This window comes from Tindallia californiensis (genome assembly GCF_900107405.1).
In the GTDB taxonomy this organism is placed as follows: domain Bacteria; phylum Bacillota; class Clostridia; order Peptostreptococcales; family Tindalliaceae; genus Tindallia; species Tindallia californiensis.
This window is the reverse complement of sequence record NZ_FNPV01000006.1, coordinates 164,717-182,543: the sequence shown is the minus strand read 5'-3', so window position 1 is coordinate 182,543 and position 17,827 is coordinate 164,717. Positions and strand designations below refer to the sequence as shown.

The following is a 17,827-nucleotide window of genomic DNA, read 5'->3' as shown; positions in this document are numbered from 1 at the left end:
ACAAATGATACGATAAGCCTGCGTTCATGCATTGAACACAGGCTTGTTTTATTACAAAAAGCGTCAACACCTTCGTGGTTAATCGTATTTGTAATTCTCTTTTAAGTTTGAGCTTGCTTTAATCTGGAGGTGATCAACATGACTATATCCAACGACAAAGAATACATCATCCTCACTCAACTAGACGCCAACCCCAAAGCCTCCCAACGGGATATCTCCCGCCAAACCGGCTTCTCTTTGGGCAGCGTCAATCTTCTGCTCAAAAAAATGATCAGCCGAGGAGTGGTGAAAATGGAAGAAATTCCCGCCAATCGGGTAGCCTATATGCTCACCCCGGCCGGCATACTGGAGAAAGCCCAAAAAACCGTGAAATACGTTAAAGTACACTATACGATCATAGAAAAAATGAAAGAGGATATTAAATTTTGTTTAAAAACTCTTTTGAATCAGCATGATAGTCTTTACTTTATTCATTCGGAGGATGAATTTAGCAGATTGACAGAATTGGCATTAAGAGAAATGAATGCAAAAGAAAATGGATCTATAATATATATTCAAACAGTAGAAGAAATAGAAAAATTGGATATACCCATACTTCATGTTGGTATGGAGTTTAAGAATGATATTTCAAATCCAATAGTTAACCTTCCAGAGAGAGTAATGCTTTTAGAAACAAGGGAATGGTTATAAGAAAGTCTCAAAACATAGGGGTCAATCAAGTAGTCGATAACTTTTGAAATGCAATAGACTTTAGAAGCATGACAAATTGTGAGAAAAGGCAGGTCGTGTTGAAAATGAGCAAAATAGACTTGAGTTTAGCGATAGTTACATATAACAATGAAGACTTAATAGAAAACACGGCAAGAAATATTATTGAAAGCATTCCCCCGAATCATACATATAAACTATATATCATCGACAATAACTCCAAGGATAATACAGTAAAGATAGCTCGAAAGGTTTCTGGAAATATAGAGATTGTTTGTCGTAACGAGAATAAGGGTTTTGGCAATGGACATAATGCAATTATTGGAGACATTAATTCTAAGTATCACTTTGTGATTAATCCAGATATAACAATAGAAAATGCGAACCAAGTCCAATCAATGATTCGATTTTTAGACGATAACCCAGAAGTAGGCTTGTTGTCTCCATTAGTTTTAAATACAGATGGCACCATTCAACATCTGTGTAAAATTAACCCAACTGTTTTAGACATGATGATCAGAAGAATTTCGCCCAATTTACTTAGAAAAAGACAAGACAAATACGTTATGAAAAACACTGGCTACAATTCGTCTATGCAATTGGAATATGCTACAGGCTCTTTCATGGTATTTAGAACCAATATTTTCAAACAAATCAATGGATTTGATGATGCTTTCTTTTTGTACTTAGAAGATGCAGATATCACGAGAAGAGTAAATCAAGTATCTAAAACCATGTTTTTTCCAGAAGCAAGAGTAATTCACATATGGGAAAGAAATGCACATAAAAGTCTTAAATATGTATATATAACTTTACGTTCTATGATAACATACTTCAATAAATGGGGCTGGAAGTTCATGTGACATATCTGGGCAGAATAGGCTTTAAGAAACGCCTTGACCTACCAAATTAGTAGTGATACCATGAAGTTCGGCAATATTATTTCAAAAAAGGAGGTCATAAAGTGAAAGGCATTATACTAGCTGGAGGTTCCGGCACTCGCTTATACCCGATTACTCGAAGCATATCAAAACAACTACTACCCATCTATGATAAACCAATGATCTACTATCCTTTGTCTGCATTAATGTTGGCAGGAATACGCGAAATACTTATTATATCAACACCAACAGATGTACCCATGTTTGAACATTTATTGGGAGATGGGAAAGAACTCGGCCTCTCTCTTAGCTACGCAGTGCAACCAGAGCCCAAAGGACTTGCCCAAGCATTCATTATTGGAGAAAAATTTATTGGTAATGATTCCTGTGCATTGGTATTAGGAGATAATATATTTTATGGAAAAGGCTTTACAGGGACACTTCAATCAGCAGCTTCCTTAAAAGAAGGTGCCGTCATTTTTGGCTACTACGTTAAGAATCCGGAAGATTTCGGTGTAGTAGAATTCGATACTGGTGGAAACGTAATATCCTTGGAAGAAAAGCCACTAACACCAAAATCACGTTATGCTATTCCAGGACTATATTTTTATGATCATAATGTAGCAGAAATTGCAAAAAACGTAAAGCCGTCTCAGCGAGGCGAATTGGAAATAACATCGGTAAATCAGGCATACTTGGAACAAGGCAATCTAAAAGTAGAACTCTTCGGTAGAGGATTAGCATGGTTGGACACAGGAACTCATCAAAGCATGCTGGAAGCGTCCAATTTTGTGGAAGCCGTCCAGAAACGTCAGGGACTCTATATATCCTGCATCGAAGAAATTGCCTATCGAATGGGTTACATCACAAACGAAGAACTTGAAAAGCTGGCACAACCGCTCTTGAAAACCGAGTACGGCAGATACCTGTTAGATATTGCAAAAGGATTGTAAATAATAGAATAAAGGAGAACCCTATGAAAAAAATACTGGTTACTGGAGGCGCTGGATTTATTGGTGCCAACTTTATAAAATATATGCTGAATAACCATGAGGACAGAGTTGTTAACCTGGACATGTTGACATATGCTGGGAATCTAGATAACTTGTCAGAGGTTGAAAAACACCCCTTATATACATTTATTAAAGGAGATATTAGGGACAGAAAACAGATTAAAAGCATTTTTAACGAATACGATATCGATACTGTAATTAATTTTGCCGCCGAGTCTCATGTAGACCGCAGTATTGAAGAACCAGAAATCTTTTTAAGCACCAACGTTATAGGGACCCAAGTGTTGCTGGACACAGCTAAAAACCATTGGAAAGAGAATCCGGAAGATAAGCATTGCAGGAAGTTTAAACCAAATGTAAAGTTTGTGCAAGTCTCCACGGATGAAGTCTATGGAACATTAGGAAAGACAGGCTTATTTACGGAAAAAACTCCGCTGGCTCCCAATAGTCCTTATGCTGCATCTAAAACCAGTGCAGATCTTTTGGTGCGAGCATATCATGAAACTTTTGGAATGCCAGTCAATATTACACGTTGTTCCAACAACTATGGGCCTTACCAGTTTCCAGAAAAATTAATTCCTTTAATGATCAATAATTGTATCCAGAATAAAAGCCTACCTGTCTATGGAGACGGTATGCAAGTTAGAGACTGGCTGCATGTTTCAGATCACTGTGTAGCGATCGATACGGTTCTGCGTAAAGGAAAAGTCGGTGAAGTGTATAATATTGGCGGAAATAATGAAAAAGCCAACATAGAAATAGTGAAACTTCTTATCAAAGAACTGAATAAAACCGAAAACCTTATAAAATATGTCAAAGATAGACCAGGTCACGACAGACGCTATGCCATCGACAACACTAAAATTTCCACAGAACTTGGATGGAAACCAGCATACACATTTGAACAAGGTATGGCAGAAACCATTCGATGGTATTTAGAAAACAATAACTGGCTAAAAAAAATTGTCACAGGAGAGTACAGGGATTATTATGACAATATGTACAGACAATAAACTAATTCGTTATCTAAAAACCTTTAAGAAGTATTACTTTTTATTAACCGTACTAGTAAAAACTGCCATCGAAAAAAAATACAAAGGATCTGCTTTGGGAATAGTATGGAGTCTCTTAAACCCACTCCTCCATATGATCGTTTTGTCCATCGTATTCTCCACTCTTCTCCAACGCCAGATAGAAAATTTTCCATTATACATATTAACAGGAAGGCTTGTTTTTGCTTTTTTTTCGACCTGCACATCAACAGCAATGAAATCCATTACTGCATCTGGTAGACTTATTACAAAAGTATATATTCCCAAATATATCATTACCCTATCCAAAGTCATATCAGAATTTATTTTTTTTATTGTTTCTATGTTTAACCTAGTATTTGTGATTTTATGGACAGGCGCTAGTTTTAGTATCCATCTGATATATGTACCCATATATCTAATCTTGTTGTTTATTTTAGTGATGGGAGTCAGTTTGTTACTGGCAACTGTGGCTGTGTTTTTTAGAGATATGGAACATATATATAGTGTTATTATCATGATGATGATGTATCTCTCCGCTATTTTTTATCCGCCAGAAATTGTTCCAGACCAATACCAAATATTTTTGCAAATAAATCCAGTTTTTCATTTTATCCAAGGATTTCGGCAGATTATTTATTACAACGCAACACCAGAAGTGGGGAATCTGCTATTTTGTGCTGGATATGCCCTCTTCTTCATGATTGCTGGACTTTTTCTATTTGAAAGAAACCAGAAAAAATTCATCTTTTATATATAAATTTTTTGACTATCGGAGCGATATGAATGAACCAGAAACCAATTATAAAAGTAAACAACGTCACAATGGATTTCCGTCTTCAAAATGAAAAAGTGAATTCCATCAAAGAATATATGATACGCATCCTGAAAAGGAAACTCACTTATTCAAACTTTAGAGCACTAGATAACGTGAGCTTTAATGTATATAAAGGGGAGCGCTTAGGGATTATTGGACGAAATGGAGCTGGAAAAAGCACACTTCTTAAAATAATATCCGGTGTTATGAAGCCTACTAGCGGTAGTGTAGAAATTAATGGTAGCATCGCTCCATTGTTGGAGCTGGGAGCAGGCTTTGATCAAGAGTTTTCTGGAGCAAAAAACATTTATTTAAATGGTGCTATCCTAGGAAAAGACAAGGCATTTCTGGATGCAAATTACGAAAGAATTGTTGAATTTTCTGAGCTGGGTCATTTTATTCATACCCCACTCAAGAACTATTCTTCAGGAATGCGAGCAAAACTTGGTTTTTCCATTGCCTCACAAGTAGGAGCAGATATTTTAATTGTCGATGAAGTCTTAGGTGTTGGTGATGAAGCCTTTAAAGCTAAAAGTTCTGCTAAAATGAGGGAGATGATGGATGGCGGTGGTACGGTTCTAATTGTATCCCATAGCTTACAACAGATCAGAGAATTGTCAGATCGAGTGATTTGGATAGATGGAGGGAAGGTAGTTGAAATTGGTAAGGCAGATGTGATTTGTACAAACTATCAAACCTGGATTAAAAAAAATAGAATTAAGGACAAAAAAATTTGATTCAAATAATATGTTAGAGGGTGACAAAATGATACTTAAAAGTAAAAGCGTGGAACCTGTCGAATCTCCTATTTTTGTTTTTGCCGCTACTTGGCGTACTGGAAGCACATTAGTGCAAAGAGTAATTAACGCTTCGGAGGAAGTTTTTATTTGGGGAGAGCCAAGTTTTTTATCAGATCTTTATAGAATGACTAATAAATTAGAAGGATACTTAGATAAAGTAAACTTTAATCAAGACGTTGCTATTCGAAAAAAAGTGGGCGGTTGGATCCCTGTTGTATCACCTTCCCCTTCTAAAGCTAGAGATGCTGTGAAAGCATTCCTTCTCGAATTATATAGCGATGAAACAAAAGAAAAGTTTGGCGTTGAACGTTGGGGTTTTAAAGAAGTTCGTAATGATGCAATAAACAATATACTTTTGCTAAAAAAAGTATTTCCAGAATCCAAATTCATATTTTTGATAAGGGATCCTTATGACGTGTATTCTTCTCTTAAAGGAAAAAAATTTCACAAAAACTTCTCATCGCCTTTTGAGCCTATCAAAGTTTGGGAAAAAAATGTGCGAGAATATTTAGCTACAAAAAAAGACATTAACAGAAGTTGTATACTTATTAAGTATGAAGACTTTATAAAAACAAGTGAGGATAATTCCGCTCTGTTAGAATCAGTTGCTCGACATATTAATGTACCCATAAGCAGTAAAATGTATGAAGAACTTGGAGAAAAAGTAGATTCAACGAGTGTTGATGGTTTAACAGAAAAAGAAATTGATGAAATAGAAAGCATATGCGGAGAACTGTGTGGCGTTTTTGGATATGTAAAGCCAAATGCTAGGAGGTAAAAAATGCAAATAATCGTTCTGGGAATGCACCGATCTGGTACGTCTGCAGTATCGAGAATATTAAATTTAATGGGATGTTACTTCGGAAGCGAGGAGATGAGCGTAGGGGTTGGACAAGATAACCCTAAAGGATTTTGGGAAAGAAAAGATGTTGTAGAAACAAATGATTTCATTTTGGAAAAAGCAGGAGCTACTTGGAGTGATATCTCAGCATTTGATAATGCTAGAATTACAGCAGATGATGAAGTTCTCATAAATCAGAAAATACAAAACACCATCATTAAGTTAGATGCTCATCGACCATGGTTCATAAAAGATCCAAGATTGTGCCTAACACTTAGGTGGTGGTTGACTCATCTGGAAACACCGGTATTTATCTTTGCATATCGACATCCGTTAGAAAGTGCTGAATCACTTGAAAAAAGAAATGGGTTTTCAAAGGAATATGGATTGAAACTGTGGGAAATATATTCCTTAGAGATGTTGAATGGGATGAAGGGAAGGAAATATTTGATAGTAGACTATGAGGATATAATTAACAAACCACTTGACACTATCAAAAACCTACATAATAAATTAAGTGAGACTAATGGATACAGCCTGAGGTTGCCAATTGAAAAGGAGATTGTAAGCTTTATCGATCCAAATTTAAAACATCATACAAAAAAGAACACATACCAGCATCTATCAAGCGATCAAATTAGGCTATTGAATTACCTTATTGAAGGCGCTGGAGACTATGATATAAAAAGAGAGCGAATTAGAGCGTATGAAGAAATGAGAATTATGAATTCCAAAATGTATATGGCTCAAAATGGAGAGCGATTATTACATGAAGAAAAAGATAAGGAAATTTCAAAGTACATAACTCAATTAGAGAATAGAATACTAGAAAAAGACAATAGAACGAAGGAATTGTGTTTCCGAGTATATGAACTAGAAAAAAAATTAGACGATAACGAAAAAGAGCTTGAAAAACTGAGTCAAGAAAACATAAGCATTGAGAACAAGTTAGAAAAAAAACAGCGCATTGTTAAAGACCTCAATAAAGAAACAGAAATAATGGAAACTCATTTAGAAGAAACCCTAACAAACTTAAAGGACTATACAGCAGACTTGGAAATATCTTTGACTGATATTTTAAATTCCAAAATTGCTAGGATGGTTTGGTCTGTTTATCGATATACGGGGATGGGCAATAGAGGTTTAAGCGCAAAATTTAATAGGGCTCAGTTGCTCATGAATTCTAGAAAAAGAATAGTGGATTCTTTCGAAAGAGAACATAATCTTTCGGAAAAGCAGAAGAGTAAAATTGAGTTGTCAAAGTTTTTATTAGTGAATGCTTTAAAAAAACCTAGAACCACCCTAAAACTAATAACACCCAAAAGAATTTTGAATGGAATAAAGGCACTTTTGTTTGAAAAAGGAAATATTGAGCAACTTCATGACAGGTATAAGTCTATTTACGGAGAAAATTCAGACTCTTCGGGTCGAGATAGACTCCTTGAATCTTCTAAATTGAATTGGAAAGGAGATATACTGTTTTTTCCAGTAATTGACTGGGACTTTCGGACGCAGAGACCACAACACTTGGCAATTCAATTAGCAAAGCAGGGATATCGTGTATTTTATTTTACAACGACTCCCTATCAAGAAAAGGGAGAGTCATTCCAACTTTTAAAATGTCCTAGCGATAATGTGTTTGTATGTCAGTTAGCTTCCTCATTTCCACCCCAAAACAATATGTATAAAGAAAAAATGAGCATTGTGTTGCGCAATCAATATATTAAGTCATTAAAGTCGTTGATGGAGTTTGCAAATATTAAAAGTACAATTTCCATTCTTAATCATTACTACTGGAAACCTTTAGTAGATATTATTCCAGGAACGACCATGGGATACGATTGTATGGACCATCATGTCGGATTCCATGAAAACACCAAAGCTATACCGCTAGCAGAGATGGAACTTATTGAAGATGCTGACTTTGTGATAACCAGTTCACAGTATCTATACGACAATATATCGAAGATTAGAGAAACTACACTTATTAGAAATGGATGTGACTTTTCTTTTTTGCATAATACTCAAGATGTTGAAGTTCCAGAAAATACAGTTACTAGGGTTGGGTATATTGGTGCAATTGCTGAGTGGTTTGATGCAGAATTAGTAATAGAAGCTGCTAAATTATTACCCGAATGGGAGTTTTGGTTGATTGGATCAACGGTGGGATCTAATATTAACAAACTAAAGAAGCCAAGCAATATCAAATTAATTGGTGAAATACCATATTCTGAAGTTCCCAAATACCTTCATTCTTTTGATGTTTGTATAATACCATTTAAAATAATTGAATTAACTAAGGCCACTAACCCTGTCAAAGTATATGAATATTTGAGTGCGGGTAAACCTGTTGTTTCAACAGCGTTACCAGAGGTTAAGTTGCTAGATCGTTTTGTATACGTTGCTCATAATTCTACGGAGTTTGTTCAAAAGCTTAAAGAAGCTGATGCAAACAAGAATAATAAAGAGTTGATCCAACAATGGACTGAATGGGCACAGAGCCAAGACTGGTCAGAACGAGCATTGGAGGTCGAAAAACTATTTACTAGCAATTCAATTAAAGTGAGTATTATAATTGTAACTTATAATAATCTTGAATTGACAAAAGCTTGTTTCGATAGCGTAGACAAATATACTAGGCATAATGATTACGAAGTAATTATAGTGGATAATGCATCAAAAGATGGGTCTCGTGACTTTATTGAATCATATGTATCAACTAGAGATCATTGGAAATGCATACTGAATGATGAAAACTATGGATTTGCAACTGGCAATAATATTGGGATCGAAGAATCAATTGGAGAAGTTGTTATTTTGTTGAATAACGATACTTATGTGACGCCAGGATGGTTAAAAAGATTGACTAAAGCATTATATGAAAAACAAGAAATAGGTCTGGTTGGGCCAGTGACAAACAATATCGGAAATGAAGCCAAGATTGATATAAGCTATACAACGATGGAAGAGATGCTTATTAAAGCAGAGCAGTATACTAGAAAAAAAAGCAGACAAAGGCTAGAGGTTGATAATGTCGCTTTCTTTTGTGTTGCCATTAAAAGAGAAGTAATAGAAAAAATCGGCTTGCTTGATGAGCAATTTGGACTCGGATTTTTTGAAGACGATGACTTTTGCAAAAGAGTCCTTGAGTCTCAGTATAAAATAGCGATTATTGAGGATTGTTTTATTCATCATCATCTTTCGGCATCGTTTGACAAAATGGGTAGTGATGAAAAAAATGCTTTGTTTCAGAGGAACAAGGTTTTGTTTGAAAAAAAATGGGGCGAATGGTTACCGCATAAACATCGCAACTAAAATTCGTGAAGGGATGCTAAAATGAAAAGTATAAGAAAACTAATCCATGCTACGATGGGTAAAAAAATGAATGAACCAAGAATAGAGAATGATAGAGTTATTATTGTGCATAATCATGTTTTTAAAAATGCAGGGTCGACAATTGACTGGGCATTAAAAAAGAATTTTGGAGAAAAATTTTTAGATCATCGTGATGATGCACATATGATAAAGGGAGAAAAATATCTGGGTCCTTTTTTATTAGAAAACACCCATATAAAGGCATTGTCAACACATCACTTGAGACCACCGTTGCCCAGATTGGCGAGTACTTCTTTTTTGACGATAATGATGTTTAGACATCCGATAGAAAGAGTTTTATCTGTCTATAATTTTGAAAAAGTTCAATATGATGCAGAAACACTAGGTGCAAAATTTGCGAGGAATCATACGTTAAAAGAATATGTTGAATGGAGGATGAAAAATGAAGTGCCGCCAACGATACGAAACTTTCATATTTATCGCACTTTAAGTGCTCCTGTTAATTGGAAAAAAGAGGTGACAAAAAATGAGTTAGCGGAAGCAAAGAGCTACGTCCAGAACATTGCGTTATTAGGACTAGTCGATCGATTTGATGAAAGCATGGTATTATTTGAAGAGCAGTTAAGACCTTTTTTTCCTAGCATAGACCTAACATACAAAATTCAAAATGTAGGCCAACATAAAAGAATAGGTTTTGAAGAAAAAATCAATTATTTAATAAAAGAAATAGGGGAAGAAACGTATCATATGCTGATTGAAAAAAACCAAGCAGATATAGAGCTTTTTGATTTTGCTAGGAACGAGTTTCAAAACCGGATGCAAAAATGTGCTGAATTTAAAGAAAAACTTAGTGTGTATATGAAGAAAAGCCGTTGAAGTGAGTAGGAAGATTTGTATTGAAACAGGGAATTGAAGGGTATACCAAGTTGTAATTAAGGCAGATTATCTAGCAAGGTGGCGATGGCATGGAAGACCAAAGCGTTCATTATAAAATGGATCTAGAAATAAACAAAGCATCTTTCATAAATTATACTAGGTTCAGATTGATCATATTCTTTTTATTGACTCTTTTTATTATCGGTAGATTTTGGGGATACAGTCAAATCATTGTGGATTCAGTCATGAAAGATCAATGGTATTTTTTGCGTTCACTAGCGTCCTATTATGAAAGTGGGTTTTCGTTACAAGGACTAATGGAACCCACTTCGCACTTAAAGATAGGTTATATGCTCGTCTTTTTGGTTAATGCGATATTTTTAATTTAAATGTATATGTTGAATTGATACTTGCGTTTGCTTTTTATTGGGGGACACTGCATAGCCTATACTATGCTATGCGAGATAGCGGACTGGAAGAAAAGACATTTGTTTTTGTCATTACATTTTTTCTTATATCGATTATTATGTTCAGTGAAGCGAAACATGCATATTTTAGGTATAACGTACTAGCGGTGGGGAATGCAGTGGGGTTGTTTTTGTTTGTATGCGTCCTACGAAACTTTGAAAGGTATATGGATAATGATTCGCCGAAAATAATAAAACTCGTTTAGTTATTTTTTTGCTGGCAATCCTTTTTATTGGTTTTGGTGGTGGAAGGAATACCGCATACATTCTATCGATGGTAATTGCTATTGCACCAATGGTGGTGATCATGCCATCAATGAGAAAAAAGTCGCTTTACTGGTTGATATTTTTTTTAATGACAGCATCTGCTTTTCAGTTACTATACTGGAATAATGTAAGCACTGGAACTCCAGGAGTGGGAGAAGGTATAATGGCTGTTTTTCTAAATCTTTCTGGTGCTGCAATATTTTTTTTGAGATCTTTTGCAGCTTCTATATTGCACCAAAATGTTATTAGCAGTCTTTCTATGAATTCACAATTGCTAATTGGTTTACTCTTATTAGTAGTGTATACGGGTGCTGCCTATATATACTATTCTCAAAAAATGTGGAACACCAGTATAGTCCCTATGGCGTTGATATTGTATACTTTTTTTTATAGCGGTCTATTAGTGATAGCTCGATTTGGACTAGGCTTTGATAATGCAACTGCACCAAGATATTCAGGCGAGCTAATAACCGGTGTAATTGGAGCCACGTGGATTATAAATCATAGAATTCATCAGATCAAGAAGCCAAGAATAAAGTGGTCACTAATAGCACTCTCCGTAATATCCATTTTAGCTGTTGAAAGTGTAAACATAAGAACTGCAAAATCTCACGACAGAGCTTTAGCAAATCAGCTAGATAGACAAATAAATCTTTTGCACGAGGCGAAGTACGAAGAACTGGCCCAATGGTTCATTCCAGGGAGTGGAGCATTGAAGCCAGTAGAAGAAGGTGATCAATTAATGAGAAAACATAGATTAGGTCCTTACAAGAATAAAAAAATTGATTGAGGCGAAATGATTTCAATTCGTTATAGGTCAAATTAGGAAATAACCAGTGAAAAGACACTTATAAGGCTTGGGGTTGAAGGTGGATAAAAATATCTTGAGTGATAGTACTAAAGAACACTTTGATAGAGACAATAGTAGGCAAGTGATTATTAGCTTATTGCAATTCTCTGTTTAAATGGGCACAGAACAGGAGGTAGGCATGGGAAGAAGATACTATGTAGCTTTTTTTTCTTTGAACACAATAATAATGATATATTTCTGGCATATCTTGGGACCCAATTATACCCCCCTTAATGATGGATGGGTAATGTTGACAAACCTTGAAAATGGAGGTTTTTCGCTGGATTGGTTTGTGAAGAATATTTTTAGTTATGGAGGAGATCCCAGAATATTCAGAAGAACCCCCTATGTTATTGCGGGTTTATTAAATGGAAATAATATCCTAGTGTTAAAATCGATACTATTTTCAGTTGTCCTTATGCAAGTCTGGGGGGTATACTTGGTTATTGATAAGTTTTTCCCGGACAACAAATTATTTTCAAGCGTTGCTTCCTTGCTAACAATGTACTACCCTTACGATGGTACAATGTTTTGGTTAGGTGCATTTGGAGTTAATATTGGGTTTTGTTTAGGTGTGTTTTCTATATTTTTCTTTATCAGATCTACAGCAAAAGAGTCAAAGCTACAATTTATTATAAGTATAATTCTTTTGTATATATCTTGTAGGACGTACTCAGGATATCTCCCCGGATTTGCTGCAGTGGTATTTATCTACATAATTATACAACGAAGCGAATGGAAGAAATGGTGGATGAAAGCTGTGATTTACTTTACTACACTACTGGCGCATATCTGGATGTATATCAGTAGGGCACTAAGTGGAACAGGAAGAGAAGGTGCAGTTGCGGATACCAATCTAGAGAGTCTTGGGGAAGGTTTTTTAAATGCTCTTTACATTGTATATGTTGACTGGATACTCGAACTTTTAAGAATAAGCAATTTTAAAACAGAATATTTTCTAATAATACTATGTATTATAGGTATGTATTTTTATTTTATTTATGTGAATGAAGAAAAAGACTTGTTGATTAAAAATGAAAATACCTACTGTTATTTTGATGGAAGTAAAGCAAAAAATATAACGTTTGTATTATTCCTAATTAGTTTAGTATTTCTAGTTTCTGGCTACGCACCCTTTGCCATAAGCGATATAAGGATGGGAAATGAGAGACAACTTCTATTTGCACGGTCAGGGGCTGTTATTTTGTACTCGTGGATATTTATATATTACATACGAAAGCTTCTGAGTAAACAAAAAAAGGATACCACATGTATTGCCATACTTGCAATATCACTAATTGTCAGTTTGGCAATACAAAATAAGGCTGCAATAGCAAATGAATATTCTACTGCTTCGGAAATCCAAAGAATTTTTTTAGGGGACATGGCAGATGCAGCTCCTGAAATATCAAAAGATACGCATCTTGTAATCTATTTGAAAGATCATAGTTTTATTGTTAATAAACAATTGAGTATGCTTTTAAATAGACCACAGTTTCCCATTCGACACCTTTACGAAGATAGTCAAATTAATGCAACTACAATCAGCCCTTTTTATCTAAATAGATTTGATGCTAAAATAAAAGGTGACGAAACACTCTATGTTCGAAATAAATCCATCAATATAAACGAATTAGCAATACTTTATTACGATTTTGAATATGGGTTTAAACCCTTGGAAAAATTTTCCTATCAGGGAGGTGAGAAAGCATCATCATTTACAATCGATCTTCCGAATGAAAATCGGTTGTCGTATGAGGACAAATACCTTACTAAAAGACAAAAGTGGTTTATAAGTGAAAGGGATAGACTTGTAGACAAATATGGTGTGAGCAGATAATAGGGGGAATATAAACAACTAAAAATGTATCAGAAAGAAAAACAAATGGATAGAGATTGATAACAGTGTAAAATTAGGCGTGCAAGTAGTTTAAATACTGCAAAAAAATGTTTGTGGTATCTGCTATAAATAATTGAACTAGGTGATGCAAATGTTTTGGAGTAAAAAAAAGAAAAAAATGCCCGATTTTCTAATAATAGGTGCACAAAAATCTGGTACAACATCTCTTTACAATTACTTAATTCAACACCCCAATATATACGCAGCAATTCAAAAGGAAATCCATTATTTTGATAGTAAATTTGATAAACCAAAAGAATGGTACGGCGAATGTTTTCCATCCCTCAAAACAGACGAAGAACACATTACTGGTGAAGCTACACCTTATTACATTTTTCACCCACTTGCACCAATAAGGATAAAAAAGATGATTCCCAAGTCGAAAATAATTATATTGCTTCGGAATCCGATAGATAGAGCTTTTTCACACTACCACCATGCAGTGCGTAATCTTGGGGAAACAATGACATTTGAAAATGCTATAGAGAAAGAGTCGGAAAGACTTAGGGGTGAACTAGAAAAGTTTTATGAGAATCCCTACTATCACAGCTACAATTATCAGCATTTCTCCTACTTAAAAAGGGGTATATACGTTGATCAATTAGAAGTATGGTATAGCTTGTTTCCTCGAAAGCAAATTTTAGTATTAGAATATGAAAATTTCTTTGGAGATCTACCTGCTTCAATGGGGATTGTTTGTGAGTTTTTGGAGGTATCAATGCATAGTTTTGAATGTAAACCTCTCAATGTAGGCAAGTATACTAAAATGGCACCAGAGACAAGAGTTGGGTTGCGTGCTTATTTTGAACCTCACAACCAAAGGCTATATAGATACTTAGGGCGAACGTATAATTGGAAATAAGACAGAGGAAAGTCCTGCTAGGAATCTTTGATGAACTGTTAGATAGGGATGGCATAAGCCTAAAAAATTAATTGGTTATTGAAAAACGGAGGTATACATGACAGAGAAAAAGTTTCTTTTTATTCTTGGGAGAGGTCGATCTGGAACGACATTATTAAGCAGCATTTTGAATGCAAATCAGGAGATATGCATTGCGCCGGAGAGTCTATTTATAATGAACATTTACAGAAAATATAGGAAAAAAAGAATTGGTTTTGATAAAATTGATCAATTGATTGAAGATATTTATGCTGAAAGCAGAATGGAGAGTTGGTCATTTACAAAAAAAGAACTGAGACGAAATATGGTGGAGTTGATTAAAGATAATAGAGGGGTGTGTCTATCAGAAGTAATTATGGAAGTGTACCGAACGCAAGCAAAATATGATGGAAAAAATCAAACTTTGATTTTAGGGGATAAAAATCCACACTATTCGTTATTTCCTAGAGAACTAAACGAATTGTTTCCAGACGCTTACTGGATACATATTGTAAGAGATCCCAGAGGAACCGTAGCATCGTATAAAAATGTTGGCTTTGATTATAATCATACAGGTCTTTTAGCAGCTAGATGGAATGAATACAATAAAAGTATATTAAAGTATAAGGATGTTAAAGGTTCAAAGTATATAATGGTAAAATTTGAAGATTTGATAGAAAATCCACAAATAGTTCAAAGAGATATTCTAGAGTTTATTGGCATTGGCCATAACTTAGATAGAAAAGTTAAAACAAAAGCACATACACATGTAAGCAAACTTCCATGGCATTCCCGTGTAGAAGAAGGGTTTGAAGACAAGAGGATTCATGCTTGGAAAAAAGCATTAACAAAGGAAGATATTATATCTATTGAAAATATATGTTTCCAACAAATGGCAATGTTTGATTATGCTATTTCAGAAAATAAGTGTGCTAGAAACTTTAATAAACGATGCTTGCTTGTATCTCGGTTTAGTGTAGCCATTGAAAAACTATTGTTTCTATTTCCATTAAGTGTTCGTGCAAAGATAATATCGCTATATCGAAGTATCACAAGATGATTTTGAAGAGATGGGAGAAAAATTTGAATAGACATAAGAGTACAACTAAATACATAATAAAGTTGATTGTTGGGTTTCTATTGATATGGATTCTTGCGAAACAAATCAATGTCTTGGAAGTTCGGCAAGTATATATTAATGCAAATAAATGGATGCTAGTTAGTGCTGTTGTGGTTTTTTATTTGGGAGTTATTCTAGAAACGAAAAAATTCGAATCAGCATGCTTAAAAAAGATAAGCTTTTCGAAAAGCATTAAATTCGTGTTTATGGGCCTTTTTTTCAATACGTTTCTGCCGTCTAATGTGGGTGGAGACAGTTATAAAATTGTTTTGCTCAATAATGAAAGGATCGACAAAAAGCAATCTTTTTTCTTTGTTGTGATGGATAGAGCAACTGGGCTTATGGCGTTAATGATATTAGGAGCTGTTTCTTTTTTTCTTATTGATAAAACAACACTAATGAACCAATTGGCTTCAACAATTACTATTAGGTTTAGCTTAGTAATGTATTTACTCGTATTCATTTTAATTCCTCTTTTGCTGATTATAGTGTGGAAGTTTCAAAATAAATTAAAAAACTTAGTAAAGGCTAAAGGGACTTATATTGTTAATTATTTTAAATCAGGATGGAGTAGAGTTTTGATTTGGGGGTTGTTTTTTCAAACAGCAAGAGGAATCGCAATTACGTTAATGACGTATAGCCTGGGGGGAAGCTTGCATATCGGCGAAACGTTTATTTGTTTGGCCATTGTTGCGATAATAAGCATGTTGCCGATTAGTGTGGGCGGGTTTGGTGTTAGGGAAGGTGTAATGTCTTTTTCTATGAATAGTTTTGGAGTGCCTTTAGAAATTGCTGGTGGTGTTGCTTTAATGAACATGAGCTTAGTGCTGACTAAAGCACTAATTGGCGGAGTGATATTTACTATTGAGAAGAGGAAGTGAGGGCAAAATGAGAGTTCCTTTTACAAGACCGTACTATACAGGTAATGAAATTGTCTACATGGCTGAAGCGATGAACAATAAAAAAATTAGCGGAGATGGAGAGTTTACGAAAAAAGTGAACACTATCATTGAACAAAAATATGGTGCATATAAAGCATTGTTTGTAACATCTGGAAGTGCTGCATTAGACATGGCTGCAATATTGTTGGACTTGCAAGAAGGTGATGAAGTGATAGTGCCATCATATACGTTTGTTTCTACTGCAAATTCAATTATTTTAAGAGGTGCTAAACCGGTTTTTGCTGAAGTGAATCCTAATACAATGAATGTTGAACCTTTGGATATACAAAAAAAAATCACTTCAAAAACAAAAGCAATATGGCCCGTTCATTATGCAGGTGTTGGCTGTGACATGGATAAAATTATGGAAATAGCAAATGAAAATGATGTTTGGGTAGTAGAAGATGCGGCACAAGGCGTAAATGCTAAATATAAGGATAAATATTTAGGAACAATTGGACACATAGGATGCTACAGTTATCACGACACAAAGAATTATACTTGTGGGGAAGGAGGCCATATTTTAATCAATGATCCCAGATTAGCTGAACGTGCAGAGATCGTGCTGGAAAAAGGAACGGATAGAAAAAAGTTTTTTCGTGGAGAAATAGATAAATACAGTTGGGTGGATATTGGGACGAGTTTTTTAGGATCTGAGTTATTAGCAGCGTTTTTGTTGGCACAACTTGAACAGGCAAACCAAATACAGAATCGCAGAGAATATATTTTTAATAAGTATTATAATGCTTTTAAAGAACTGGAAATGAACGGGATAATTAAACGGCCATATATACCAGAAGAAAGCAATGTGAACTACCATATGTTCTATATAATGTTGGAGAATAAAGAGCATCGGAACTTTCTTATGAAAAAGCTCAAGGATAAAGGAATTAATTCTGTATTCCACTACATGCCGCTGCATTCCTCGGAAATGGGAGTAAAGATGGGTTACAGTGCTAATGATTTGCCAATTACTGAAGAGTATGCCCATCGCCTATTGAGAATGCCACTATTTGTGGATATGACAGACGAAGAAATAAATTATGTAATTGATAAAATGATGCAAATTAGCGAAGATATGTAAAATTGGAGCGATTAA

15 protein-coding genes are annotated in these 17,827 nt (G+C 34.9%); all 15 read left to right on the top strand.

What is annotated here, in order from left to right; genetic code table 11:
- The first annotated feature begins 138 nt into the window (after positions 1–138).
- The 15 genes from BLV55_RS09875 (at position 139) to rffA (ending at position 17,812) form a co-directional block, all read left to right on the top strand.
- A complete protein-coding gene (locus BLV55_RS09875; protein WP_093313907.1) occupies positions 139–690 on the top strand; it encodes a winged helix-turn-helix transcriptional regulator in 552 nt (183 codons plus the stop codon).
- A gap of 104 nt (positions 691–794) precedes the next feature.
- Entirely contained in the window at positions 795–1,571 is a 777-nt protein-coding gene (locus tag BLV55_RS09870) for a glycosyltransferase family 2 protein (RefSeq protein ID WP_176968362.1), read from the top strand.
- Between the two features lie 101 nt (positions 1,572–1,672).
- On the top strand, positions 1,673–2,542 hold the full coding sequence (gene rfbA, locus BLV55_RS09865; RefSeq protein WP_093313903.1) for a glucose-1-phosphate thymidylyltransferase RfbA: 870 nt from the start codon (positions 1,673–1,675) through the stop codon (positions 2,540–2,542).
- 23 nt (positions 2,543–2,565) lie between these two features.
- Positions 2,566–3,615, top strand: a complete 1,050-nt coding sequence (rfbB, locus tag BLV55_RS09860) for a dTDP-glucose 4,6-dehydratase (protein WP_093313901.1) — start codon at positions 2,566–2,568, stop codon at positions 3,613–3,615.
- Entirely contained in the window at positions 3,593–4,393 is an 801-nt protein-coding gene (locus BLV55_RS09855) for an ABC transporter permease (RefSeq protein WP_093313899.1), read from the top strand. Before rfbB ends, BLV55_RS09855 begins: the two co-directional genes overlap by 23 nt.
- Positions 4,394–4,419: 26 nt before the next feature.
- On the top strand, positions 4,420–5,187 hold the full coding sequence (locus BLV55_RS09850; protein ID WP_093313897.1) for an ABC transporter ATP-binding protein: 768 nt from the start codon (positions 4,420–4,422) through the stop codon (positions 5,185–5,187).
- A 28-nt stretch (positions 5,188–5,215) separates the two neighbouring features.
- On the top strand, positions 5,216–6,028 hold the full coding sequence (locus tag BLV55_RS09845; protein ID WP_176968361.1) for a sulfotransferase family protein: 813 nt from the start codon (positions 5,216–5,218) through the stop codon (positions 6,026–6,028).
- 3 nt (positions 6,029–6,031) lie between these two features.
- Positions 6,032–9,406, top strand: a complete 3,375-nt coding sequence (locus BLV55_RS09840) for a glycosyltransferase (RefSeq protein ID WP_093313893.1) — start codon at positions 6,032–6,034, stop codon at positions 9,404–9,406.
- A 21-nt stretch (positions 9,407–9,427) separates the two neighbouring features.
- The gene (locus BLV55_RS09835; protein WP_093313891.1) at positions 9,428–10,303 is read left to right on the top strand and encodes a sulfotransferase family 2 domain-containing protein; all 876 of its coding nucleotides are present in this window, start codon (positions 9,428–9,430) and stop codon (positions 10,301–10,303) included.
- Positions 10,304–11,077: 774 nt separating this feature from the next.
- The gene (locus BLV55_RS09820) at positions 11,078–11,827 is read left to right on the top strand and encodes a hypothetical protein (protein ID WP_143033188.1); all 750 of its coding nucleotides are present in this window, start codon (positions 11,078–11,080) and stop codon (positions 11,825–11,827) included.
- Between the two features lie 199 nt (positions 11,828–12,026).
- A complete protein-coding gene (locus BLV55_RS09815; protein WP_093313883.1) occupies positions 12,027–13,727 on the top strand; it encodes a hypothetical protein in 1,701 nt (566 codons plus the stop codon).
- A gap of 151 nt (positions 13,728–13,878) precedes the next feature.
- A complete protein-coding gene (locus tag BLV55_RS09810; RefSeq protein ID WP_207646067.1) occupies positions 13,879–14,649 on the top strand; it encodes a sulfotransferase domain-containing protein in 771 nt (256 codons plus the stop codon).
- A gap of 97 nt (positions 14,650–14,746) precedes the next feature.
- Positions 14,747–15,727: a sulfotransferase family protein gene (locus BLV55_RS09805; RefSeq protein ID WP_093313881.1), complete on the top strand. Its 981-nt coding sequence runs from the start codon at positions 14,747–14,749 to the stop codon at positions 15,725–15,727.
- 23 nt (positions 15,728–15,750) lie between these two features.
- Positions 15,751–16,668: a lysylphosphatidylglycerol synthase transmembrane domain-containing protein gene (locus BLV55_RS09800; protein WP_176968360.1), complete on the top strand. Its 918-nt coding sequence runs from the start codon at positions 15,751–15,753 to the stop codon at positions 16,666–16,668.
- Between the two features lie 7 nt (positions 16,669–16,675).
- Complete coding sequence (gene rffA / locus BLV55_RS09795) at positions 16,676–17,812, top strand: dTDP-4-amino-4,6-dideoxygalactose transaminase (RefSeq protein ID WP_093313877.1); 1,137 nt, start codon at positions 16,676–16,678, stop codon at positions 17,810–17,812.
- Positions 17,813–17,827 lie beyond the last annotated feature (15 nt).